Here is a 22,091-nt window from a genome sequence, read left to right as displayed (position 1 = left end):
CCTGCAAGGGAATCTCCACCCGTGACCAGACTCAGCGTCGAGATGCTGGCAGCGGACGCACCCGAGCCGATCACCTCGGCCGGTCACGCTCAGCTGGGCATCGCCGTCCTGGCGGGCATCGCCGTCATCGTTGTGCTCATCACCAAGTTCAAGCTCCACGCCTTCCTGTCACTGACCATCGGGTCACTCGCCCTCGGCGCGTTCGCCGGGGCGCCGCTCGACAAGGCCATCGCCAGCTTCACCACCGGGCTCGGGGCCACGGTCGCCGGCGTGGGCGTGCTGATCGCGCTGGGCGCGATCCTCGGCAAGATGCTCGCCGACTCCGGAGGCGCCGACCAGATCGTCGACACGATCCTCGCCAGGGCCGGCGGCCGCTCGATGCCGTGGGCGATGGTGCTGATCGCCTCGGTGATCGGTCTGCCGCTGTTCTTCGAGGTCGGCGTGGTGCTGCTGATCCCCGTCGTGCTGATGGTCGCGAAGCGGGGCAACTACTCGCTGATGCGGATCGGCATCCCGGCGCTCGCCGGCCTGTCCGTGATGCACGGCCTGGTCCCGCCGCACCCCGGACCGCTGGTCGCGATCGACGCGGTCCAGGCCAACCTGGGCGTCACGCTCGCCCTGGGCGTCCTCGTCGCCATCCCGACCGTGGTCATCGCCGGTCCGGTGTTCTCGAAGTTCGCCGCCCGCTGGGTGGACGTCCCGGCCCCGGACCGGATGATCCCGCAGCGCGCCTCCGAGGAACTGGAGCGGCGTCCCGGCTTCGGCGCCACCCTGGTCACGATCCTGCTGCCGGTCGTCATGATGCTGGCCAAGGCGTTGGTCGACATCGTCATAGACGACCCCGAGAACACCCTTCAGCGGGTCTTCGACGTCGTCGGTTCCCCGCTGATCGCCCTGCTCACCTCCGTGCTGGTGGGCATCTTTACCCTGCTGCGGCCCGCCGGGTTCGCCAAGGAGCGGGTCTCTCAGCTGGTCGAGAAGGGCCTCGCGCCGATCGCCGGCATCCTCCTGATCGTCGGCGCCGGTGGTGGTTTCAAGCAGACGCTGATCGACTCCGGCGTCGGCCAGATGATCCTGGACATCTCCGAGGACTGGTCGATCCCGGCGCTGCTGCTGGCCTGGCTGATCGCGGTGGCGATCCGGCTCGCGACCGGTTCGGCGACCGTGGCGACGATCTCGGCGGCCGGCTTGGTCGCCCCGCTCGCGGCCGACATGTCGACGACCCACACGGCCCTGCTGGTCCTGGCCATCGGCGCCGGCTCGCTGTTCTTCAGCCATGTCAACGACGCCGGGTTCTGGCTGGTGAAGGAGTACTTCGGCCTGACCGTCGGCCAGACCATCAAGACCTGGTCCGTGATGGAGACGATCATCTCGGTGGTCGCGGGCGGCGTCGTCCTGCTGCTCTCGCTGATCATCTAGCCACCGTCCGGGAAACACCCCCTGGGGCAGCCGCTACGGCCGCCACAGGGGGTGTTCGCGTTCCGCCCACTCGCGGCTGACCGAGCCGGTGCGCATGCCCCGGCGGGCCTCCGGGTCACCGAGAGCCATCCCGATGTGTCCGGCCAGGACGATGCCGATGGTCAGCGCGAGCCAGTCGTGCACGAACGTCGCGCTGGTACGCCACATCAGCGGGGTGAGGTGGGTGAACCACATGATCAGGCCGGTGCCGAGCATCACGAGGGTGGCTCCGGCGATCCAGGCGGCGTAGACCTTCTGACCGGCGTTGAACTTGCCCGCCGGGCGCGCCTCGGGGCGCCGGTCGCGGCGCAGCGCGGCGCGCAGCCAGACCCGGTCGTGCGGGCCGAAGCGGTTGAGGAAGCGCACGTCGGCGCGGAAGGCGCGGGAGGCGAGGCCCGCCAGGACCGGGACGGGCAGGGCGAGGCCGGCCCATTCGTGGATCCGGACGACCAGCTCGCGGCGGCCCACGAGTTCGGCGAACTGGGGGACGTAGAGACAGGCCGCCGTGACGACGCAGACGCCCATCAGGAAGGCGGTCGTGCGGTGCACCCAGCGTTCGGCCCGGCCGAAGCGGCGGATCCGGGTGGGCGCCGGGGTGTCAGCTCGTAGGCTCATCGTCCCGTCCGTTCGAACGGCCGACCCAGGCGTCGATGTCGTAACCCCGCTTCTCCCAGTAGCCGGGCCGCACGTCCTCGGTGAGGGTGATGCCGGAGAGCCACTTGGCGGACTTGTAGAAGTACATGGGGGCCACATAGAGGCGGACCGGGCCGCCGTGGGAGTGGCTGAGGTTCTTGTCCTGCATGCGCAGCGCGACCAGGACGTCCGCGCGGCGGGCCTGCTCGAGGGTGAGGCTCTCGGTGTAGGTGCCGTCGAAGCAGGTGAAGCGCACTGCCCCGGCCGTCGGGCGCACTCCCGCGGCGTCCAGGAGCCGGGACAGGCGTACCCCCTCGAAGGGCGTGCCGGGGACCCGCCAGCCGGTGACGCACTGGACGTCCTTGACCATCCGGGTCTGCGGCAGCGCGCGCAGGTCTGCCAGGGAGTAGGTCCTCGGGGTGTCGACCAGACCGTCGACGGTGAGCTGGTAGGTGTCGGCGTTCTTGCGGGGCACCGAGGAGGCGACGGAGTAGTAGCGGAAGCCACCGCCGTTCGGGAGCAGGCCGGTGAGGCCGGTGGGGTCCTTGTCGGCGGCGCTGCCGAGGAAGGCCTCGAGACCGCGTTGCAGGGTGGGCGCGGCGACGACGCCGAGGGCGCCGAGGCCGAGGGTGCCGAGCAGGACCCGGCGGCCGACGGGTGTGCCGCGCGCCTCGGGTTCTTCCGCCGCGTCCCGCGTCTCGGGCCGGTCCCGGCCGGGCCCGTCGGGCTGTTCGGAGTTCACCTCTCCATTCGAGCACCCGCGACCTGGGGCGTGCCAGGGGCTGCGGGTGCTCGTCAGACTTCCGTCATCACTTCTTACGTGAATCTCAGCCGGCTGGGACGTCGCGGGCGGCACGTCAGCGCGAACCGCCTACGACGCCTGCGCCATCGCGGCGCCGCTACGACGCCCGGTCAGCCGCCTTCTCCAGCTGGAACGCCTCGTTGCCGAGCCCGATGCGGGCGTGCGCCTCGGGCGCCTTGGCCCGCAGGACCAGACCCTGGACCAGACCGGCGGCCAGGGCGAGGCCGATGATGCCGGGCAGGACCCAGCTCAGGGCGGAGCCGGGGCCGGCGCCGACCAGGACGTCGAAGTCCTTGACCGTGTAGCCGGCGATCACCAGCAGGGCCAGACCCGCGAGGGCGGAGGTCACCAGTCGCCAGGCCTGGGCGCCCGCGGCGCCGCGGCGGACGAAGAACACCACGACCGAGAGCGACGCCGCCGCCATCAGGAGGATCACGCCGAGCGCGCCGATGTTGCCGCACCAGGTGAACAGCTGCAGGACGGGTGCGGTGGGGTCGCCGGCCGGCTTGTCGTCGGCGAGCGCGAAGGCGGCGACGACCACGACGGACACGGCGGTCTGGAGCAGGGAGCCGGTGCCGGGGGCGCCGCTCGCGCCGGTGGTCCGGCCGAAGGCGGCGGGCAGCAGGCCCTCGCGGCCCATGGCGAAGGCGTACCGGGCGACGACGTTGTGGAAGCTGAGCAGGGCGGCGAACATGCCGGTCACGAACAGGATGTGCAGCACGTCGGTGAAGGTGCCGCCGAGGCGGGACTCGGTGAGGGAGAAGAGCAGTCCGGCGCTCTGTTCCCGCGCCTGGCCGACGATCGCCGACGGGCCGGCGGCGACGGTGAGGGCCCAGCTGCTGAGCGCGAAGAAGACGGCGACCCCCCCGACCGCGAGGAACATCACGCGCGGCACCAGGATGTGCGGACGGCTGGTCTCCTCGGCGTACACGGGCGCCTGCTCGAAGCCGAGGAAGGCGGCGATGCAGAAGCACAGGGCGGTGCCGAGGCCCGCGCCGGTCAGCGTGTCCGGGTTGAAGGCGTGCAGCGACAGGCCCTGCGGGCCGGGGTCCGCGACGGCCGCGACGTCGAAGACGACGACCAGGATCACCTCCACGACCAGCAGGACGCCCAGCACGCGCGCGTTGACGTCGATCTTCAGCCGGCCCAGCGCGCCGACGACCAGCGCGGCCGCCACCGCCGGTATCCACCACGCGACGTCCAGATCGGTGTAGGTGGCGAACAGGCCCGCGACCTCGAAGCCGAAGATGCCGTAGATGCCGACCTGGAGCGCGCTGTACGCGACGAGGGCGACCAGGGCCGCGCTCGCGCCGGCGGTGCCGCCGAGGCCGCGGGAGATGTACGCGTAGAAGGCACCCGCGTTGTGGACGTGCCGGCTCATCTCCGCGTAGCCGATGCCGAAGAGGACCAGGACGACGCCCAGGGCGACGAAGAGAAGCGGCTGTCCGACGATGCCCATCACCGCGAATGTAGTGGGCATGACACCCGCGACGACCATGAGAGGTGCGGTCGCGGCGAGGACGGAGAGCAGCAGGCCGCCGGTGCCGAGGCGGTCCGAGCGCAGGGCGCGCTCCTGGCCCTTGAAGGTGCTGATGCGGTCACCGGGTGGGGTGGCCGTGCGGGAACTGCCCGTCGTCATGGGAGACCTTCTTCCGGGGATGGGGACTTACGCCGTGCCGAGCGCGCCGGCGCGGGCGGCACGGAAGGCGGGGTGGGGGTCGCGGTCGAGGTAGGACCACGGCGCCGGGGTCACGTGTTCGCCGATGCGGTGGAACAGGGCGGCGGCCTCGGCGGGCCGGCCCTCGCACACCTTGGCGTGGGCGAGGAAGTTGAGGTCGACCAGTCGGCGGGGGTGGCCCTCCTGCTCCCACTCCAGCCACCAGTCGAAGGCCGCCTTCATCACCTGCCGGGCCCGGCGCCCGCTCCAGTGCCCGGAGGCGGCCGGGTCGGCGGGCTCGTGCCCGGCGGTGGCCAGCACGCGGTACCGCTCGGCGTGCGCCACGACCGGGAGGATCGCGAGCGGGGAGTCGGCGGGCGCCTGCTCGGCGGCCCAGTGGGCGAAGTCGTACACCTCGTGCAGGGGGTCGGGACCGGTGCCGGAGCTGCGCTCGGCGAGGCGGGCGACCATCAGGTGGTGGGCGTGGTGGTGGTCGGCGTACCGCGCCCTGACCTCGCCGAAGAGCCGGGTGACCTCCTGGCCGTCGCCGAACTCCCGCTCCAGGATGAGCAGGCCGAGCCAGGGTGTGGGGTCGGCGGGCGCGAGCGCGGCGGCGGTGCGGCAGGCCTCCCGGGCCCGCGCCGGCGTCTCCTTGCCCCGCAGTGCGCGCTGGACCTGGGAGAGGGCGAGCAGGACGGTGGCGTCGGCGGAGTCGGGCTCGGCCAGCAGCCAGTCACCGGCCCAAGCGGCGCTGTAGGGCTCGAGGGCGAGGACTGTCACCCGATGTCCCCGCCGGTCCCAGTCGTCCCCGGTCCGGGCGAGCAGGGCGCGGGCGGCCTGCCATCGCCCCTGCCCCAACGCGGCCCGCGCGGCGGCGAGTTCGACGTCGTCGAGGGCGGCGTCGAAGGAATGGGCGGCGGCGCGCTTACGGCCGAGGCCGGGCTTTCGGATCACGTCAGCTCCGCGGAGCTGCGCCTCGGGGCGCAGATGAGTGGGGGGATGGGGGTGGGGATGGGGGTGGGGGTTCGGATGAGGGTGGGCGGGGGTGATGGGGTCGGGCGGGGCCACGGGGGTGGGGCTGGGAGGGGCCGCAGTGGGGTGGCCGGGCGGGACCACGGTGGGGTGGCGGGGCGGGGCCTCGGCGGTGGGGCCGGGCGGAGTCACGGCGGTGGGGCCGGGGAGCGCTCCCGCAGCGTCGCCAGGAGGTGCCGCGGCCGGTCGGCCGGCCGGGGCGACGGCCGCGCGGCCGGCCGGTGCCACGGCCGGTCGGCCGGCCGGTGCCACGGCCGCGCGGCCGGTCGGTGCCACGGCGGTGGGGCCGGGCGGAGCCGCTAACGGGGAGTGTGCGTCCGCGCCCTCCGCCCATGTGTGCTCGGGACGACAGGCCTGCGGCCCGAGGGGTGGCGGGGGTGGGGACACCGCGGGAACTTCCTCACGCGACGCGGCTCGTCGTCGGTACACGGCGACACGGCGGCCGGCCATTTGGTCTGGACGTTTCGGCTTGCCATCGACTGATCACGCACAGCCAACCCCCAGCCAACGCTTTCCGTCAAGGGGCGAACCGGTGTTACACGCGTCAACCTCCGTGACGCGAGGGGGACTTGTGGGAGCCGGAAGGACGCGGGCACGGATCGCCGCCCCTGTCTGTGGCCTGCGCCATGGCGCCGGACCGCGAGGCACCGCACCATGGCGGGACGGTCCCACGCCCGTCCCCTGTCTACCGGGGCCGCGGACCGGGTCAACCGCCCGGTTCCGGGTACTCCAGGAACACACCGGTTCCTGGGGCCCTACAGTCGGCGCCTACGCTCCCCGTGGCCCGGCCGGATGATCGAGGTACCCAGCGTGTCGGTTCTGGTTCTTGTTCTCGCCGTGAGCGCGGCCTGCTGTCTGGGCTTCGGGTTCGTGCTCCAGCAGAACGCCGCCCGGCAGGCCCCGCTCAGCGACTTCCTCTCGCCGCGGCTGCTGCTGGACCTGATGAAGGTGCCGCGCTGGCTCGGCGGCATCGGGCTGATGGTGGCGGGCATGGCCCTCGGCGCGGTCGCGCTGAGTCAGGGCGAGATCTCCCTGGTGGAACCCCTCCTCGCCACGAACCTGCTGTTCGCCCTCGCCCTGTCCCGCAAGCAGAGCAAGCAGCCGCTGGGCCGCCAGGGCTGGGCGGGCCTCACGCTGCTCGCGGGCGGGGTGACCACGTTCATCGTGGCTGGCGAACCGCGCGGCGGCACCGCGGTCACCGACCCGCTGCGCCCTTGGCTGATCATCGGCGTGATGGTCGGCCTCGCCCTGCTGTTCACGGCGTACGCCAAGCGCTCCCGACTGAGCTCCGCCCCGGTCCTGCTCTCCCTGGCCGCCGGTCTGCTCTACGGCGTGCAGGACGCCCTGACCCGGGTGAGCGGTCAGCGCTTCTCCGAGGGCGGCCTCGTGGAGCTGCTGACCGGCTGGCAGCCGTACGCCGTGCTGGTGCTCGGTGTCACCGGCCTGATCCTGGTGCAGAGCGCGTTCGAGACCGCTCCTCTCCGCATGTCGCTGCCCGCTCTGACCGCGGCCCAGCCGCTGGCCGGGATCATCTGCGGCGTCGGCTTCCTCGGTGACCGGCTGCGCACCGACACGGGCGCGCTGGCCTGGGAGGCCGCGGGGCTGGCGGCGATCGTGGTGGGCATCGTGCTGCTGGGGATGCACCCGGCGATGCCGTGCACGCAGACCGAGCGGGCGCGGCAACTGCAGACGAGCTGACGGAGCGCCGTCGGCGGCTGCTTGGATGGGGCGATGAGCGCTGCTGACGAGATCCTCGACATCGTCGACGAGAACGACCAGGTCATCGGAGTGTCCCCGCGCGGCGAGGCGTACGCGAAGGGCCTGCGCCACCGATGCGTCTTCATCCGGGCCCGGGACGCCGAGGGCCGGGTCTTCGTGCACCGCCGCACGCCTACCAAGCTGGTCTTCCCCTCCCTGTACGACATGTTCGTCGGCGGCGTGGTCGGCGCGGGCGAGTCCTACGACGACGCCGCTCTGCGCGAGGCCGAGGAGGAACTGGGGGTGAGCGGGCTCCCGCGTCCCGAGTTCCTCTTCAAGTTCCTCTACGACAACGGCGCCGGACAGACCTGGTGGTCGGCGGTCTACGAGGTCCGCTGCGATCTCCCCGTGGACCCGCAGGTCGAGGAGGTCTCCTGGCACGACTTCCTGCCGGAGGACGAGGTGGAGCGCCGGCTCACGGAGTGGGAGTGGGTGCCGGACGGCCTGGCGGCCCACGACCGGCTGAAGGCCTACCGATCGATGGGCTGAGCCGGCGGACCGGGCCCGGCTTGTGCGTGGCCCCGCTCAGCGGGTTGCTGCCCGGGGCCGCCCGGTAGGGGCTCTCCCGTCCGCCGGGTCGGCGCCGAACGGCTCGGGTTCGCGCGCGGAGTCCTCCCAGCACAGACCCAGACAGGCGGGTCAGAACCCGGGCAGGTCGAGCAGCCGCTCGGCCGGGGCGATGCCGTACCCCGGCTCGGCGTACCGGGCCAGTGGCGTGGGGACGTCCATGGCCCGAACCGTAGCGGGGAGCACCGACAGCGGTCCTCTCCGCGGCCCCGGTAGGGTCCTGGACGTGATCGGTTTCGCACGCAACGTCCGGCTGTGGTTCGCCCCCCAGGAGATCCGGCAGGAGGGCGGCACACCCGACTACCGCTTCTCGCTGGCGAACGAGCGCACCTTCCTGGCCTGGCTGCGCACCGCGCTCGCGCTGATCGGCGGCGGCTTCGCGGTGGACCAGTTCCTGCCGGACCTGCGCTGGGGCTGGCGGGTGGGGCTCGCGCTCGCACTGCTCGCGGCGGGTGTGCTGTGCTCGCTGCGCGCGGTCAACCACTGGGTGCGCTGCGAGCGGGCCATGCGCCGGGGCGAGGACCTGCCGGTGTCCCGGTTCCCGGCGCTGCTGAGCCTCGCGGTCGCGGTGGTGGCCGTCGCGATGGTCGTCGTGGTGCTCGTCGGGTGGGAGGGGTGAGCGGGACGGCGGCCCGGGACGCCTCGGACCGGGACCCCGGACTGCAGCCCGAGCGCACCCGGCTCGCCTGGCGGCGCACGACGCTGGCCTGCACCGTCACCGCCGTACTCGCCGTGAAGGCCACACTGCACAACGGGCTCTCGGCGACCGGGATCTTCGTCTGCGCCCTGTGCTGTGGTCTCTGGCTGGCCTTCCTCCTGATCTCCCACCACCGCATCCGCACCCTCGCCGCCACGAGCAGCCCACAGGCCCTGACCCCACGCCACGCGGCGGCGGGCGCACTGCTCACGCTGGCTCTGGCGGTGTGTGGGGCGGCGCTGGTGCTTTAGGGGACGGCACCGGCGGCCCAGGGGCTCTGGATCCCGCGCCGGGAGGCGGGCGAGCCAGTTGCCTGGGAGGGCGAGCCAGCGGCCCGAGGGTCGCGAGTCAGTGGCCCGGCGCACGCCCAGGCGGAAAGCCGGCTGGGCGAGCCGGTGGACGACCAGGCCGAACGGTCCGGCGCAGGCCCAGGCGGAAAGCCGGTGAGGGCTGGCGCAGGCCTTAGGTGGAAGGCCTGTGGGGGCGAGCCGGTGGCATGGGAGGCCGGGCCAGCGGACGGCCCGGCCGGACGGCCCTGCGCAGGCCCAGGCGGAAAGCCGGTGAGGGCTGGCGCAGGCTAGGCGGAACTCCGGCGGGGGCCCGCCGCATGCCCAGGCGAAGGCCCCGGCGCAGACGCGGATCGCCGGACCGGTCAGCGCACGGTCCGGGCACTCCGCGTCGAGGCCCGCCCTAGGGAGCTCGCGGAACTCCGTAGGCGACCTTGGGCAGCTCTTGGTGGGCGAACCCGGCGGTGTCGTCCTAACGTCGAGGTGGCGGGCTCATGGGCCCGCCCCACAGGGGTACCCGAACGCCACACAGGTCGGAATCGTCCGACATACGGCGTTCGCGTGGCAGCCTGTCCGACGTCATCACCCGCACCTCCGAAGGTGAGCACCATGACCACCCTCCACCAGGAACACACCGCCCACTCGCACGCGCACGGCCCTGACTGCGGCCACACCGAGGTGCCGCACGGCGACCACGTCGACTACGCGCACGACGGGCACATGCACCGCGAACACAGCGGCCACTGGGACGAGTGCGAAGCCGACGGGCACGTGTCGCACGAGGGGCACGACCACCGGCACGGACAGGACTGCGGCCACGCCAGCGTCCTGCACGGCGACCACGTCGACTACCTCCACGACGGCCACCGGCACGCCGAGCACGAAGGCCACTGGGACGACCACTGACCGGAAGGGCCCGAACGGCCCGAGCTGCACCCAGGGGCCGTAGCGGCCCCGTCGGCGCATGACCGGAAAACGCCTTCCGACAGCTCCCCGCCCCCACGGGCGGGGAGCTGTCGGCCTATGGTGGCCCCGATCACGTTCGCCCCCCGCTCTGGACGACATACCGACCGGTCGGCATCATTGGTCAGGTCCGGTTCACACCCGTGGACCCGCGCACATGCGCACGCACACCCGCCTGCGCACGCGAACGCACGCGCACGCACCCGCACACGTAAGGAGCCTCGATGAGCCCCGACCATCCGCCCGGACTCGATCTCGACCGGCTGCGCGGCCTGCTCGACCGTGAGCGGCCCGGCCTGGTGCACGGCCCCCTCAGCGGCCGGCTGATCGAGGGCGGACGGTCGAACCTCACCTACGCGGTCACCGACGGCACCTCGAAGTGGGTCGTCAGACGCCCTCCGCTGGGGCACGTCCTGGCCACCGCGCACGACATGCGGCGCGAGCACCGGGTGATCAGCGCCCTGCACCCGACGAACGTGCCGGTGCCGCGTCCGGTGCTGCTGTGCGAGGACGAGGAGGTGCTCGGGTCGTCCTTCTACGTCATGGAGTTCGTGGACGGGACGCCGTACCGCACGGCGGACCAGCTCGCCCCGCTCGGCCCGGAGCGCACCCGGGGCGCCGTGCTGTCCCTGGTGGACACGCTGGTGGAGCTGCACGCGGTGGACCCCGCCGAGGTGGGACTCGGCGACTTCGGCCGCCCGGAGGGCTTCCTGGACCGGCAGTTGCGGCGCTGGGGCAAGCAGCTGGACGCCTCCCGCAACCGCGAGCTGGCCGGCATCGACGAGCTGCACGCCGCGCTCGGCCGGCAGCTGCCGCACTCCCCCGCCCCGGCCGTGGTGCACGGTGACTACCGGCTCGACAACGTCCTGATCGGCGAAGACGACAAGATCAAGGCGATCCTCGACTGGGAGATGTCGACCCTCGGCGACCCCCTCACCGACCTGGGTCTGCTGGTGATGTACAGCATGCCGCTCGGCATGACCGACTCCCCCGTGTCCACCACCGCCGAGGCGGCGGGGCACCCCTCCCCCGCCGAGCTGATCGAGCGGTACGCGAGCCGCTCGGGACGCGATGTCTCCGCGGTCTCCTGGTACACGGCGTTCGCGTGGTTCAAGCTCGCCGTGATCCTGGAGGGCATCCACTACCGCTACACCCTGGGCCAGACCGTCGGCCAGGGCTTCGACCGCATCGGTGACCTGGTCCCCGTCTTCATCGGGCACGGCCTGACCACTCTTCAGGAAGGCTGACAGAACATGGACTTCGCGTTCGACGCACGCACCGAGGAGCTGCGCGCCAAGCTGCTCGCCTTCATGGACGAGTACGTCTACCCGGCCGAGGCCGTGGCGGAGGAACAGCGCGCCCGGCTGGCCTCGCCGTGGGACATCCCGGCGGTGGTCGAGGAGCTGAAGGCCGAGGCACGCCGGCAGGGCCTGTGGAACCTCTTCCTGCCCGACACCGAGTACGGCGCCGGACTCACCAACCTCCAGTACGCCCCGCTCGCCGAGATCACCGGCCGCTCCCCGCAGCTGGCGCCCACCGCGCTGAACTGCGCGGCTCCCGACACCGGCAACATGGAGGTGCTGACGCAGTTCGGGGACGAGCAGCAGAAGAAGCAGTGGCTCGAGCCGCTCCTGGCCGGTGAGATCCGTTCGGCGTTCGCGATGACCGAGCCGGAGGTGGCCTCCTCGGACGCCACCAACATCACCACGCACATCGAGCGAGCCTCCGACGGCACGGACGAGTACGTCATCACGGGCCGCAAGTGGTACATCTCCGGGGCGATGAACCCGGACTGCAAAATCTTCATCGTGATGGGCAAGACGGACCCGGACGGGGACGACATCCGCCGCCAGCAGTCCATGGTGCTGGTCCCCCGCGACACGCCCGGCGTGACGGTGAAGCGGGCCATGCGGGTCTTCGGCTACGAGGACCACTCCCACGGCGGTCACGCCGAGGTGGTCTTCGACCACGCGCGCGTGCCGGTGACCAACCTGGTCGGCGAGGAGGGCGGCGGTTTCGCCATCGCGCAGGCCCGCCTCGGTCCCGGCCGCATCCACCACTGCATGCGGCTGATCGGCATGGCGGAGCGGGCGATCGAGCTGATGTGCCGGCGGGCGGTGTCCCGCGACGCCTTCGGCAAGGCGCTGGCGCAGCAGGGCGTCGTCCACAACTGGATCGCCGACGCGCGGGTCACCGTCGAGCAGCTGCGGCTGCTGGTCCTGAAGACGGCCTGGCTGATGGACACGGTCGGCAACCGGGGTGCCCACGCGGAGATCCAGGCCATCAAGATCGCCACGCCCCGTGCGGTCGTCGACATCATCGACAGGGCCATCCAGCTGCACGGCGCGGGCGGCGTCAGCCAGGACTTCCCCCTGGCCGAGCTGTACGCCGGCGCCCGGACCCTGATGATCGCCGACGGTCCGGACGAGGTGCACCAGCGGTCGCTGGCACGCCGGGAGCTGAAGAAGTACCTGTGAGGTGACGCGTGTGGGGCGGCTGCCGGTGGCAGCCGCCCCACACGCGTGCGCGTTACGGCCGCAGCGCCCGCAGCAGCAGGTCCGCGAGGTGGTCGGCGACCTCCTGCGGGCTCATCGGCCCGTCGGGCCGGTACCAGGTCGACAGGTGGTGGACGGAGCCGAAGTGGTAGTCCACGACCAGGTCGGCGGGGGTCGCCTTGGAGAAGACGCCGGTCCGCTGGCCCTCCTCGACGAGCGCGCGGAAGCGTTCGTGGTAGCGCCGGCGTTCGGCACGCACCTGCTTGTGCTTCTCGGGGCTCAGGTGGTGCATCGAGCGGAAGAAGATCGACGCGTCGTCGAGGTTGTCGATGGTGGTGACGACGACGTCGGCCGCCGCGCCCCTGAGGCGTTTCTCGATCGGCTCGTCGGCGTTCGCGAACGCGTCGAGTCTCTCCTGCTGGACGCGCAGCACGCGCGCGTACACCTCGTGCAGGAGGTCGTCCTTGGAGCCGAAGTAGTGGTAGAGGGCACCCTTGGTGACGCCCGCCGCCTCGACGATCTCCTGCACCGAGGTGCGGTCGTAGCCCCGCTCGGCGAAGAGCCGGGTGGCGGCGGCAAGGAGCCGCTGCGGCACAGGTGTCCCGTCACCGTCCATCGTCCTGGGCACTGCCGCCACCTGCCTTTCCGATTGCTACTCCGTGTCGAGCGTCCGGGAACGCAGTTCCCGCCGCAGGATCTTCCCACTTGCCGTCTTCGGCAGGTCGGGCAGGATCTCCACCTGGCGCGGGTACTTGTAGGCGGCCAGTCTCTCCCTGCAGTACGCGGCGAGTGCGTCGGGGTCGGTTTCGGCACCCGGACGGAGGCTGATGTACGCCTTGACGGTCTCCCCGCGGTACCCATCCGGTACCCCCACGACGGCCGCCTCGCGCACCGCGGGATGGGTGTAGAGCACGTCCTCGACCTCGCGCGGCCACACCTTGAAGCCGGACGCGTTGATCATGTCCTTCTTGCGGTCTACGACGTACAGCCAGCCCTGCGGGTCCATGAAGCCGATGTCGCCGGTGCGCAGCTCCCCGTCCGGGAAGGTCTCGGCGGTGGCGTCGGGCCGCCGCCAGTAGCCGGGGACGACCTGGGGCCCTCGCACGAGGATCTCGCCCTGCTCGCCGAAGGGCACCTCGGCGCCCTGGTCGTCGACGATCCGTACGACCGTGTCGGGGCCGGGCGCGCCCACGGCGAGCGTCCCGGAGACCGGGTCGACGGGCGCCTCCAGCGCGGGCGGCACGGAGGCGCAGGGGGCGGTGCACTCGGTGAGCCCGTAGCCGTTGCGGATGTACGGTCCGAAGCCGGCCCGGAACTTCTCCACCAGGGCGGGCGGCAGGGGTGCGCCGCCCGAGGAGATGTTCACGAAGGACGCGAAGTGCTCCGGGGTGACGCCGGGGTGGGCGGCCAGGGCCATGAAGGCGGTCGAGGGGCCGACGGTGTAGTGCGGCCGGTGTTCGGCGAAGGCGTCCAGGACGACCCCGGCCTCGAAGCGGTACGCCAGGACGAGCGTGCCCGCGCTGTTCAGGCACGCGCCCAGCTGGCAGACCATGCCGGTGATGTGGAACAGCGGCGCCAGCGCGAAGTAGACGGGTGCCTCGGGCAGACCCAGGCCGGTCCGCTGCCGCTCGGCGTTGTACATGATGTTGGCGTGCGTGTTGGTGGCGCCCTTGGGGGTGCCGCTGGTGCCCGAGGTGTAGCTGATCAGCGCGATGTCCGGGGCCCCGGGGTCGCGGCCGTCGGGCGCCTTGTGGCCGGCGCGCGCGACGGCCGTGAGGTCGTCGGCGTCACAGGCCTGCGGAAGCCGCTCGAAGGTCAGCACGCGCGCGTCCTGGCGGGTCTGGAAGTCCAGCTCGCATCCGGTCAGCACGATCCGTACGGACGAGTCGGCGGCCGTGTCGCGCAGATACGACTCCCAGGCCCGGTCCGAGCAGACCAGCGCCGTCACCTCGCCGTCCCGCAGGACGTGGCCGACCTCCCCCGACTTGTACATGGGGTTGACGGGCACCACGGTCGCGCCCGCCTTCCAGGCCCCGAGCAGGGCGACCACGAAGTGCGGCGAGTTCTGCAGCAGGATCGCCACCCGGTCGCCGCGCTCCAGGCCGCGGGCGGCGAGGTGACCGGCGACGGAGTCGCTCAGCTCGTCGACCTCGCGGTAGGTGAGGCGGCCGTCGAAGTAGGCGAGGAAGGCGCGGTCGGGCGTCTCGGCCACGGCCCGGCGCAGCGCGTGGACTAGGGAGTCGGGCGGATCGACGGGGGCGCGCTGGGCGTCGTCGAGCAGGGCGAGCCAGGGCTTGGCCGCGTAGGGGGAGGTCACGGCGTCGCCTCCCACTTCTGCTGGAGGTGGTTCATGTTCGTCAGCCAGCGGTCCGGCTCCGCGGACCTGGCCTGGTAGTACGCGGCGACCTCGGGGTGCGGCAGGATCAGGAAGCGGTCCTCCTCGATGCCCTTCACGAGGGCGTCCGCCACCTCCTCCGGGGCGATCGCGGTGGGCTGGAGCACCAGGTCGCCCGCGCTGCCGGTGGCGGCCAGCATGTCGGTGCGCACGCCCTGCGGACAGATCGCGTGGACCTTGAGACCGCGGTGGCGGTACGTGAGCGACAGCCACTCGGCGAAGGCGTAGGCCCCGTGCTTGGTGACGCTGTAGGGCGCGGCCCCGATCATGGTGAGCAGTCCGGCGGCCGAGACGGTGGAGACGAAGCGGCCGCTGCCGCGCTCCAGCCAGGCCGGCAGCAGTTCGTGGGCCGCGCGGACGTGCGCCATGACGTTGACGTCCCAGGACAGCGCCCAGGGCCGCTCGTCGAACGGCCCGTCCAGGTCCGCGCCCTCGAAGGCGACGCCCGCGTTGGCGCAGTAGACGTCGACCGTGCCGCCGAGTGCCTCGCGGGCCTCGGCGACGATCGCCGAGGCGTCGCCCGGGACGGCGATGCCGCCGATCTCCTCGGCGACCGCCTTGGCCCGGTCGGCGTCCAGGTCGTTGACGACGACCCGGGCTCCCTGGGCCGCGAAGCGGCGGGCCAGCGCGGCTCCGATACCGCCCCCCGCTCCGGTGACCACCACTCCCGCATCCTGCACGGCTTCCACCATCGGTCTCCTTCGACGCGACAAGGATCTCCCCCCGCGACGCCAGACTAACCGGTCGGTATGTTGCGGTGGAAGGGGTCTCGGGCCTCCGGCGCGGTCCGGTTCGTTCCGAACGGCGCGGGTGCGCGCTAGCGTGCGTGGCCATGACACCCGCCGGGAGCACGGAGGTCACCGCATGAAGCTGTCCAGACGAGGCCTGCTGTATGCCACCACCGCGGCCGTGACGGCGGGTTCCGCCGCGCCGGCGACGGCGGCCGGGCGGGGCGGGGGCCGGCTGCGCACCGGTTTCGAGCGGCTGGCCGCCGACGGCTACGCCCCGCTCGACGGGCAGCGCGTCGGCGTCGTGACCAACCCGACCGGCATCACCAGGGACGTGCGCCACATCGTCGACGTCATGCACGCCGACGAGCGCGTGCGTCTCACCGCCGTCTTCGGGCCCGAGCACGGCTTCCGGGGCACCGCGCAGGCGGGCGGCTCCGAGGGCCGCTACGACGACCCGGCGACCGGCCTGCCCGTCTACGACACGTACCTGAAGAGCGGGCGGCCCCTCGCCGACGTCTTCACCGCCTCCGGCGTGGACACCGTCGTCTTCGACATCCAGGACGTGGGCGCGCGCTTCTACACGTACATCTGGACGCTGTACGACTGCATGGAGGCCGCCCGGCTGGCGGGGAAGCGGTTCGTGGTGCTGGACCGGCCCAACCCCGTGACCGGGCGGGCGGCGCTGGGGCCCGTGCTGCACCGGGAGTTCGCGACCTTCGTCGGACGGCAGCCGATCTCGCAGGCGCACGGGATGACCGTCGTGGAGCTGGCGCGGCTGTTCAACGGGGAGTTCCTGGACGCGCCGGTGGAGCTGGACGCCGTCCTGATGAGCGGATGGAAGCGGTCGCGGTGGTACGACGACTCGGGGCTGCCGTGGGTGCCGCCGAGCCCGAACATGCCGACGCCGGACACCGCCCTGGTCTACTCGGGGACGTGTCTCTTCGAGGGGACGAACCTGTCGGAGGGGCGTGGCACGACCCGACCCTTCGAACTGCTCGGCGCGGAGGGCGTGGACGGGCGGTGGGCCGCGGCGGCGAACGGACTCGGGCTGCCCGGCGTGCACTTCAGGGAGGCCTACTTCGCGCCCACCTTCTCCAAGTTCCAGGGCAGAACGATCGGGGGCGTGCAGGTCCACGTGCACGACCGGGACGCCTACGACCCCGTACGCGCCGGGATCGGCCTGCTGGTGACCGCCAGGAGGACGTGGAGCGGCTTCGCCTGGCGGCCGGACAACTGGATCGACAAGCTCACCGGCTCCACCCTGGTGCGCACGATGATCGACGCGGGCGCCGGCCCGGACGAGGTGGTGGAGGGCTGGCAGGAGGAGCTGGCGGCGTTCCAAAGGACGCGGCGGAGGTACCTCGTCTACCGATGAGCCGCTGAACCACCCGGATGAGTCATGACGTATGGCCAACTCCCGCCGGCAGCAGGACGATGCGCGCACAACGCACCACTTCGGGGGACGAGGGGGCCTGTCATGGCGGATGCGGCAATGAGCGTGAGTCCGTACTGGGAGCTCACCTTCGACGCCGACGGGGACACGGACGGCGGGAGGCGGGACCGGCTGTTCGCCGGGCTCGGCCGGCACGACGTGCGGGACCTCGTGGTCTTCGCGCACGGCTGGAACAGCGACCGTTCCGGGGCGAGGCGGCTCTACAGCCGTTTCCTCGCGCCGTTCCCGTCGCTCGCCCCGTCGGCGAGGATCGGGTACGTCGGGGTGGTGTGGCCCTCGATGCGGTTCTCCGACGAGCCGATCCCCGACTTCCCGCGGGCCGTGGCCGCCGAGATGCCGCCGCGGCCGGCGCTCGACAAGGACACCCGCCACGCGCTCCTGGAGACCTTCCCCGGCCGGGCGACCGTCATCGACCAGATCGCCCGGATGCTGGACCAGCAGCCGCGCGAGGAGAGCGAGCTGGAGGAGTTCGGACGGCTGGTGCGGCTGCTGGTGGACGTGGTGCCGCCGGGACCGCAGGTGCTGTTCGCGGCAGACACCCTGGCGGGAGGGGTGCCGCAGGACGAGCCCGTGATGTTCTCGGGGCCGGCGGCCCAGGCCTGCGAGGAGTTCGCTCGGGCGCTGGCGGGCGCACGGTCCCCGGGTGGTGCCGCACCGTTCTCGCTGCCCGATCCCTGGGAGGGGGCGCACGAACTGCTGCGGCAGGCGACGTACTACGCCATGAAGCGGCGCGCGGGGACGGTCGGCGAGCGGGGGCTGGGGCGGGTGGTGGGGCAGCTGGCCGCGCGGGCGCCGGGCGTGCGGGTTCACCTCGTCGGACACAGCTTCGGCGCACGACTGGTGTCGTTCGCACTGCGGGGGCTGCCGGAGGGCGTGCGCAGCGTGAAGTCCGTGACCCTGCTCCAGGGAGCCTTCTCCCACTACGCGTTCGCGTCCCGGCTGCCGCACGACCCGCGCGCGGGAGGCGTGCTCCAGGGGCAACAGCTGCGCATCGACGGCCCTCTGGTGTGCTGCCACTCCCGGCACGACTCGGCCCTCGGCACCGTCTACCCGCTGGCCTCCCGGATGGCGGGCCACGACCGGGAACTGGGGGTGGGCGACGGTGGGGAGGTGACGGCGGACTTCGACCTCGGGCGCTCCCTGCGGGCCAGGTGGGGGGCGATGGGGTACGGGGGCCTGCAGGCGGTGCCCGGTACGCGGACCCTGACGCTCGCCGACGCGCTGCGGGCGCGGCTGCCCGCCTCGGGGTGCGTGAACGTCGACGCCGCCCAGGTGGTCAGACGGGGCGGGGCGCCGTCCGGCGCGCACAGCGACATCCTGCACCGGGAGTTGGCGCAGCTGGTGGTGGCGGCGGGCCGCATCGGCTGACCCGCCGCCACCCGGGCGTCACCGGTGGGACGTGAACTCCACGACCTGCTGGTACGTGGGCCGGTTCTGCCAGCTGACGTTGTGGTGCTTGATGCCGCCCAGCGTGCGCTGGACGATCGAGTCGGCGCACCACTGGTCGCCCGCCGAGCACAGGTCGTCGCCGGGGTAGACCTGGGCGGCGGTCCTGCCGGCCGCCTCCTTCAGGGTGCTGATCAGGATGTTCCGGCAGGCCGTGAGGCTGCCGCCGCCGCAGTACTCCCGCGCGAGCGGCCCCTGGACCGACTCGCCCAGAACGGACCGGATGTCCTTGTCGACGTAGCTCCACCAGCCGTACTGGAAGGAGCTCCCCGCGTGCGCGCCGGTCGGGCCGTGGGCGGACGAGGGGGGCTCGTCGACGGGCAGGTTGGCGGTGAAGGCGGTGTAGAGGTCGCTGCCGAGGCCCGGTTCGAACTCGGCCTTCACCAGCAGCGGCCACCACGCGTCCAGGATGCGGATCGCGTCGGCGTCGGCGTACTTCTTCGAGCCCGCCGACGTCTCGGTGCGTCTGGCGCCCGCCGTCACCCAGGCCTGCAGCCTGCTCACCGCCGCCGCGGCCGCCGAGTCGGTCACCGTCGAGCTGTTGACCACCTTGAGCAGGTCCGGCAGCACGTCCTCGGCCCGCAGGTCGGCCAGCCCGGCGTCGGCCATCGCCTTCACCAGCGAGGCCCGGGTGACCCCGCCCGCGGCGACCAGCTTCCTCACCCGGTCGTCCAGGAGGTTGCCCCGGTGGACCGAGCCGTCACCCCAGGAGGCGGTCGCGTAGTCCTTGGCCTGCTTGTTGTTCCAGGAGATGTAGTAGTCCTGGTCGGTGGAGTGGGGATGGGCCGAGGGTGGCGTGTACCGGGCCGTGTTCGTCGCCGGGTCCCAGTCGCGCCACTCGTAGGACGGCCGGGCCCAGACCGGGAACTCGGCGTCGACGCCGCTCGCGCGCACCGGGTTGTCGCCGCTGTTGTAGTACGCGGTGTGCTCGGAGTCGGCGTAGAACCAGTTGAAGGTGTAGTTGATGTGCTGCACCGCGCTCTGGAAGGTCTCCGGGCCCTTGACGTAGTCGGGGTCGTTGAGCATCTGGAAGCCGATGATCGAGTCGGCCTCGTGCAGGTAGGACGAGCGCAGGGTGGTGTAGGCGACCTTCTTGCCGCCGACCGTCGCACGGTGTTCCACCGGGCCGTACTTGGTACGCCACACGCGCATCGTGTACGAGCCGGCCGCGGTGGGGTCGGCGGTGGTCGGCGTCCAGGAGTTCTTCCGCTCGATCTTCTCCATGGCGGTGCAGGTGCCGCGGTACAGGTAGTGGTAGTCGTCCTGGCACAGTTCCACGGCGTAGGAGTCGATGATGTCCTGGCCGGAGGTGGTGGCGCTCCACGCGTAGTCCTGGCCGCGGCCGAGTTCGACGTACATGCTCAGGCCCGCGAAGGAGGCGCCGCGCGCGCTGAGGCCGGGACCCTGGATCTCCTGGAGCATGAGCAGCTGCGGCGCGAAGTAGCCGGTCTGCGGGCCGAAGACGGCGACCGGGTTGCCGCTCGCGGTGTGCTCGCCGCTCACCACCAGGGCGTTGGACATACCGCGCTTGGCCGAGCTCACGGCCGACTTGGCCACGGCCGTGGACCGGGTGGTGGCGCTCGAGGTGGCCGCGCTTCCGGTGCGGTCGTAGACCAGCTGCTCCTCGGTGACCGAACCGGCGTCCGGCAGTGCCTCGCCCTGCGGGTCGGCGGGCTTGGCGGCGTAGGGGAAGCTGCCGTCCCGCACGGTGAGGACCGCCTCGGGGTCGTTGCGCTCGCGGAAGGACTCCCAGACCTCGGTGCCCTCGCTGACGCCGTACTTCTCCTGCGCGGCCAGCAGCGACAGCGCGTTGTTGACCTCGCCGCCGCCCCCGGAGCCGAAGAGCGCGCCGATGACGGAGGCCAGGGCGACCAGGTCGGTGGGTTTGAAGTGGTCGATCGTGCCGGCGTTGGTCACCGAGTCCTTGTGGCCGGTCAGGACGTACTCGCCGGGGAAGGAGCGGCCGCTGTCGGAGGCGTCGATGTAGGCGTTGATGCCGGCGACATAGGCGTTGACGTCGGCGAGGGCCTGCTCGCCGCGGGCGCCGGCCGACTCGACGGCGTTGTCTATCTGGGCCTGCAGGTCGGCCTCGGTGTAGGGGGCGTTGCGCCAGAACTGCTGCTCCAGGCCCTGGTTGGAGGGGTCGCCGCCCGCGAAGGAGGTGAGCTCCCCGCGTCCGACGTGACGGAAGACGTCCATGAGCCACAGCCGGTCCTGGGCCGCCGCATAGCCGGCACCGAACTCCGTGCCGTATCTGGTGGTACCGGTGATGTGCGGTACGCCCGTCTTCTTGTCGCGCACGATCGTCACGTCACCGCGACCGGCGGGCCTGACGGTGGAGGCGACCTGGTCGGCGGCGACCCCGAAGGACGCGTCGTTGAAGAAGTTGTTGATCGTGGCGTTGGTGAGGGTGGGATGGCCCTTGGCCAGGTTGGCGTACGGGCCGAGCTGGTCCTCGGCGTGCTCGGGCTGGCTGCCGAAGGCCTGGTTCAGCAGGATCTGCGCGAGGGTGGCGTTGCCGTTCTGGCCGGGCGGCAGGATGTCGGAACACTGGCCGCCGCAGTGGTCGTTCGCCGCGGCCGCCACCGCGGTCACCGCCCCGGTCGACGCCACCGCTCGGGAAAGCGGCGACAAAAGACCGGCAATCAGGACGCATACGAAAGCCGACATCAGGAACCCGGGGAATCTGCCGGGAGTTCTCAGTCTGTCGAGGGCGGTGCGTGAGGTGCGCCGTGGCATGGCAGCTCCTACCGACGGGGGTGGGCCGGACGTTACCGCCGGTATCCCCGGGATTGAAGATGAACATGCGTCACTTTTTCGAGTCGGTGCCGCCGCTTATGGGGGCCATCGGAAATCGGATGGAGCCGAATCGCTTGTCGATACGTCTATTCGGCGACGTCCGTTCGACGACGCCGAAGTGACCGAAGTGCAGGTGCAGGTGTGACGGAGGTGCAGGGCGATGGCCGGTTTCCGGAGTCTGGCGAGACAGGTGCGCGATCCGCGGTGCGATCTGGCGCTGCGGCGCTATTCGCTGCGCAAGTGCCTTGAGCGGTTCGCTCCTTACGGGCACAGGGCGACCTGGGACCATCTGTGCTCCCGGGCCGGGTTCGGTCCCGAGGACCGGTCCCCCGACCCAGCGCGGCTCGTGGCCGCACTGGAGGAGTTGGAGGAGGCGCGTTCGGTCTGGCTGGCCTACGAGGTCGAGTTCGCCGAGCGACGCAAGAAGGAGAAGCACGACGGGCTGCGCAGGCCGGGCAGCGTGGACGACTGGCACCGGCTGACCTGGGGCGGTTTCGGAGTCGCCTGGTGTGACGATCCCCGGGTCCACCCCGATGAGCCACTGGCGGAGGTACTGCGCCGGCTCATCTCCGCGCTGGAGCGGGAACCGGGCGCCGAGTGCCCGGTGTGCGGCGGGGAGCGCCTCGTCTGGAAGTACGAACTGGACCACGAGCCATCGACGGGTCCGGTCTGCACGGACTGCGGGATTCTCGTACCGCGGCCGGTGCTCACACCCGAGGCCCTGGCGGACGCCAGGCGCGGACGGTTGCTCGTGTCGGCCTGACCGAACTGACCGCACACTGACCGAACACCGACCCAACACGGACCGAACCCACCGAAGCGAACCCAGGAACCGCGCGTGCGGGGGTGCGCCGGGGATGCCGCACCCCCTGTCAGGCCTGTCTGTCCGAGGGCCGTTGTCAGTCGTGACTGGCACCA

19 protein-coding genes are annotated in these 22,091 nt (G+C 72.0%); 11 read left to right on the top strand and 8 right to left on the bottom strand.

Features of this window, described 5'->3' with window-relative positions; genetic code table 11:
• The first annotated feature begins 21 nt into the window (after positions 1 to 21).
• Complete coding sequence (locus tag AQJ84_RS36535) at positions 22 to 1,419, top strand: GntP family permease (RefSeq protein ID WP_030044623.1); 1,398 nt, start codon at positions 22 to 24, stop codon at positions 1,417 to 1,419.
• 33 nt (positions 1,420 to 1,452) lie between these two features.
• Here AQJ84_RS36535 and AQJ84_RS36530 read toward each other — a convergent pair whose 3' ends face one another.
• The 4 genes from AQJ84_RS36530 to AQJ84_RS36515 form a co-directional block, all read right to left on the bottom strand.
• Positions 1,453 to 2,073, bottom strand: a complete 621-nt coding sequence (locus AQJ84_RS36530; protein ID WP_030044624.1) for a cytochrome b/b6 domain-containing protein — start codon at positions 2,071 to 2,073, stop codon at positions 1,453 to 1,455.
• Positions 2,057 to 2,833 (bottom strand): molybdopterin-dependent oxidoreductase, encoded by a 777-nt coding sequence (locus tag AQJ84_RS36525; RefSeq protein ID WP_030044625.1) that lies wholly within the window; start codon positions 2,831 to 2,833, stop codon positions 2,057 to 2,059. The genes AQJ84_RS36530 and AQJ84_RS36525 overlap by 17 nt, the downstream gene beginning before the upstream one ends.
• Before the next feature lie 157 nt (positions 2,834 to 2,990).
• Positions 2,991 to 4,532: an APC family permease gene (locus AQJ84_RS36520; protein WP_030044626.1), complete on the bottom strand. Its 1,542-nt coding sequence runs from the start codon at positions 4,530 to 4,532 to the stop codon at positions 2,991 to 2,993.
• Positions 4,533 to 4,559: 27 nt separating this feature from the next.
• Positions 4,560 to 5,504 carry a hypothetical protein gene (locus AQJ84_RS36515; RefSeq protein WP_030044627.1) on the bottom strand — a complete coding sequence of 315 codons (945 nt, stop codon included), beginning with the start codon at positions 5,502 to 5,504 and terminating at the stop codon, positions 4,560 to 4,562.
• An 888-nt stretch (positions 5,505 to 6,392) separates the two neighbouring features.
• On the opposite strand from AQJ84_RS36515, the gene AQJ84_RS36505 reads away from it, so the two are divergent.
• The 7 genes from AQJ84_RS36505 to AQJ84_RS36475 all read left to right on the top strand — a co-directional run bounded on the left by AQJ84_RS36505 (position 6,393) and on the right by AQJ84_RS36475 (position 12,331).
• Positions 6,393 to 7,280: a DMT family transporter gene (locus AQJ84_RS36505; protein ID WP_030045176.1), complete on the top strand. Its 888-nt coding sequence runs from the start codon at positions 6,393 to 6,395 to the stop codon at positions 7,278 to 7,280.
• A gap of 33 nt (positions 7,281 to 7,313) precedes the next feature.
• The gene (locus tag AQJ84_RS36500; RefSeq protein WP_030045175.1) at positions 7,314 to 7,829 is read left to right on the top strand and encodes an NUDIX hydrolase; all 516 of its coding nucleotides are present in this window, start codon (positions 7,314 to 7,316) and stop codon (positions 7,827 to 7,829) included.
• Between the two features lie 304 nt (positions 7,830 to 8,133).
• Positions 8,134 to 8,526: a YidH family protein gene (locus tag AQJ84_RS36495; protein ID WP_030045174.1), complete on the top strand. Its 393-nt coding sequence runs from the start codon at positions 8,134 to 8,136 to the stop codon at positions 8,524 to 8,526.
• Positions 8,523 to 8,855 (top strand): DUF202 domain-containing protein, encoded by a 333-nt coding sequence (locus AQJ84_RS36490; RefSeq protein WP_030045173.1) that lies wholly within the window; start codon positions 8,523 to 8,525, stop codon positions 8,853 to 8,855. The genes AQJ84_RS36495 and AQJ84_RS36490 overlap by 4 nt, the downstream gene beginning before the upstream one ends.
• 645 nt (positions 8,856 to 9,500) lie before the next feature.
• Positions 9,501 to 9,797, top strand: a complete 297-nt coding sequence (locus tag AQJ84_RS36485; RefSeq protein ID WP_030045172.1) for a hypothetical protein — start codon at positions 9,501 to 9,503, stop codon at positions 9,795 to 9,797.
• Positions 9,798 to 10,078: 281 nt separating this feature from the next.
• Positions 10,079 to 11,101: a phosphotransferase family protein gene (locus tag AQJ84_RS36480; protein ID WP_030045171.1), complete on the top strand. Its 1,023-nt coding sequence runs from the start codon at positions 10,079 to 10,081 to the stop codon at positions 11,099 to 11,101.
• Positions 11,102 to 11,107: 6 nt separating this feature from the next.
• A complete protein-coding gene (locus AQJ84_RS36475) occupies positions 11,108 to 12,331 on the top strand; it encodes an acyl-CoA dehydrogenase family protein (protein WP_053190158.1) in 1,224 nt (407 codons plus the stop codon).
• A 52-nt stretch (positions 12,332 to 12,383) separates the two neighbouring features.
• On the opposite strand, the gene AQJ84_RS36470 is transcribed toward AQJ84_RS36475, so the two are convergent.
• The 3 genes from AQJ84_RS36470 to AQJ84_RS36460 are packed head-to-tail and all read right to left on the bottom strand — an operon-like array spanning position 12,384 to position 15,436.
• The gene (locus AQJ84_RS36470) at positions 12,384 to 12,977 is read right to left on the bottom strand and encodes a TetR/AcrR family transcriptional regulator (RefSeq protein ID WP_053190192.1); all 594 of its coding nucleotides are present in this window, start codon (positions 12,975 to 12,977) and stop codon (positions 12,384 to 12,386) included.
• 24 nt (positions 12,978 to 13,001) lie between these two features.
• Positions 13,002 to 14,666, bottom strand: a complete 1,665-nt coding sequence (locus AQJ84_RS36465; RefSeq protein WP_053190193.1) for a class I adenylate-forming enzyme family protein — start codon at positions 14,664 to 14,666, stop codon at positions 13,002 to 13,004.
• Positions 14,663 to 15,436, bottom strand: coding sequence for an SDR family oxidoreductase (locus AQJ84_RS36460; RefSeq protein WP_053190159.1), 774 nt, complete (start codon positions 15,434 to 15,436; stop codon positions 14,663 to 14,665). Before AQJ84_RS36460 ends, AQJ84_RS36465 begins: the two co-directional genes overlap by 4 nt.
• A gap of 172 nt (positions 15,437 to 15,608) precedes the next feature.
• Between AQJ84_RS36460 and AQJ84_RS36455 the strand changes: the two genes are divergently transcribed.
• Complete coding sequence (locus AQJ84_RS36455) at positions 15,609 to 16,850, top strand: exo-beta-N-acetylmuramidase NamZ family protein (RefSeq protein WP_053190160.1); 1,242 nt, start codon at positions 15,609 to 15,611, stop codon at positions 16,848 to 16,850.
• A gap of 102 nt (positions 16,851 to 16,952) precedes the next feature.
• The gene (locus AQJ84_RS36450) at positions 16,953 to 18,296 is read left to right on the top strand and encodes a hypothetical protein (protein ID WP_030045164.1); all 1,344 of its coding nucleotides are present in this window, start codon (positions 16,953 to 16,955) and stop codon (positions 18,294 to 18,296) included.
• Between the two features lie 18 nt (positions 18,297 to 18,314).
• Here the strand turns inward: AQJ84_RS36450 and AQJ84_RS36445 are convergent, their stop codons facing one another.
• Positions 18,315 to 21,113 carry a penicillin acylase family protein gene (locus AQJ84_RS36445; RefSeq protein ID WP_030045163.1) on the bottom strand — a complete coding sequence of 933 codons (2,799 nt, stop codon included), beginning with the start codon at positions 21,111 to 21,113 and terminating at the stop codon, positions 18,315 to 18,317.
• Positions 21,114 to 21,333: 220 nt separating this feature from the next.
• Here AQJ84_RS36445 and AQJ84_RS36440 point away from each other — a divergent pair, with 220 nt between their 5' ends.
• Entirely contained in the window at positions 21,334 to 21,936 is a 603-nt protein-coding gene (locus tag AQJ84_RS36440; RefSeq protein ID WP_030045162.1) for a hypothetical protein, read from the top strand.
• Positions 21,937 to 22,091 lie beyond the last annotated feature (155 nt).

It is taken from the genome of Streptomyces resistomycificus (genome assembly GCF_001514265.1).
In the GTDB taxonomy this organism is placed as follows: Bacteria; Actinomycetota; Actinomycetes; order Streptomycetales; family Streptomycetaceae; genus Streptomyces; species Streptomyces resistomycificus.
Note: the sequence above shows the minus strand (reverse complement) of the source record. Positions and strands in the feature narration are given on the sequence as shown.

Excerpts from the sequence above, each read along its gene's own strand:
- AQJ84_RS36530 (WP_030044624.1), bottom strand. The coding sequence starts at position 2,073 with ATGAGCCTACGAGCTGACACCCCGGCGCCCACCCGGATCCGCCGCTTC.
- AQJ84_RS36520 (WP_030044626.1), bottom strand. The coding sequence starts at position 4,532 with ATGACGACGGGCAGTTCCCGCACGGCCACCCCACCCGGTGACCGCATC.
- AQJ84_RS36500 (WP_030045175.1), top strand. The coding sequence starts at position 7,314 with ATGAGCGCTGCTGACGAGATCCTCGACATCGTCGACGAGAACGACCAG.
- AQJ84_RS36485 (WP_030045172.1), top strand. The coding sequence starts at position 9,501 with ATGACCACCCTCCACCAGGAACACACCGCCCACTCGCACGCGCACGGC.
- AQJ84_RS36480 (WP_030045171.1), top strand. The coding sequence starts at position 10,079 with ATGAGCCCCGACCATCCGCCCGGACTCGATCTCGACCGGCTGCGCGGC.
- AQJ84_RS36475 (WP_053190158.1), top strand. The coding sequence starts at position 11,108 with ATGGACTTCGCGTTCGACGCACGCACCGAGGAGCTGCGCGCCAAGCTG.
- AQJ84_RS36460 (WP_053190159.1), bottom strand. The coding sequence starts at position 15,436 with ATGGTGGAAGCCGTGCAGGATGCGGGAGTGGTGGTCACCGGAGCGGGG.
- AQJ84_RS36455 (WP_053190160.1), top strand. The coding sequence starts at position 15,609 with ATGAAGCTGTCCAGACGAGGCCTGCTGTATGCCACCACCGCGGCCGTG.
- AQJ84_RS36450 (WP_030045164.1), top strand. The coding sequence starts at position 16,953 with ATGGCGGATGCGGCAATGAGCGTGAGTCCGTACTGGGAGCTCACCTTC.
- AQJ84_RS36445 (WP_030045163.1), bottom strand. The coding sequence starts at position 21,113 with ATGCCACGGCGCACCTCACGCACCGCCCTCGACAGACTGAGAACTCCC.
- AQJ84_RS36440 (WP_030045162.1), top strand. The coding sequence starts at position 21,334 with ATGGCCGGTTTCCGGAGTCTGGCGAGACAGGTGCGCGATCCGCGGTGC.